Below are 683 nucleotides of genomic sequence, written 5' to 3' on the forward strand. Positions count from 1 at the left end.
CTGTTCGCCGAGGGCACCCTTGTCATAGAACGGACCGACCCCGACATCACGCTCGAGGGCCTGCGCCTGCTGGCCGATCGCAACCCCGTTCCCGTCTTCCACCACAGCGCGCTCCGCGACCCGCTGAGATCGGAGTCCGACTGACAAGCATGAACGCACTATCCGGCGACCTCGCCTTCCTCCCGCTCGGCGGGACCGGCGAGATCGGCATGAACCTGAACGTGTATCGCTGCGACGACCAGCTGCTGGCCGTGGATTGCGGCCTCGGCTTCGCCGGGCGCGACAACCCCGAAGTCGATGTCATGGTGCCGGACCCGGCCTGGCTGGCCGCGCGGCGCGACCGGCTGGTCGGCCTGGTCATCACCCACGCGCATGAGGACCACATCGGCGCCGTGGTGCATCTGTGGCGACAGTTCCGCTGCAAGGTCTTCGCCACGCCCTTCGCCGCCGCGGTGCTGACGCGCAAGCTGACCGAGGCCGGCCTGGTGCAGGAAGTGCCGCTGGTGGTGACCCAGCCGCGTACCCGCTTCCGCCTGGGCCCCTTCGATTGCGAATACATCCCGGTCACGCATTCCATCCCGGAAGCCCAGGCGCTGGCCATCCGCACGCGCCATGGCATCGTGCTGCACACCGGCGACTGGAAGCTCGACCCGGACCCGCTGATCGGCCCGCGTACCGATGAG

The 683-nt window shown here is 68.8% G+C and carries 1 protein-coding gene; it reads left to right on the forward strand.

What is annotated here, in order from left to right:
• Positions 1 to 149 precede the first annotated feature (149 nt).
• Positions 150 to 683, forward strand: a 534-nt coding sequence (locus tag ACTIF2_RS27655) for an MBL fold metallo-hydrolase (protein ID WP_439500347.1), incomplete at its 3' end; no start/stop codon positions are given.

The sequence above is a fragment of the Allobosea sp. genome (assembly GCF_051860145.1).
Classification (GTDB): domain Bacteria; phylum Pseudomonadota; class Alphaproteobacteria; order Rhizobiales; family Beijerinckiaceae; genus Allobosea.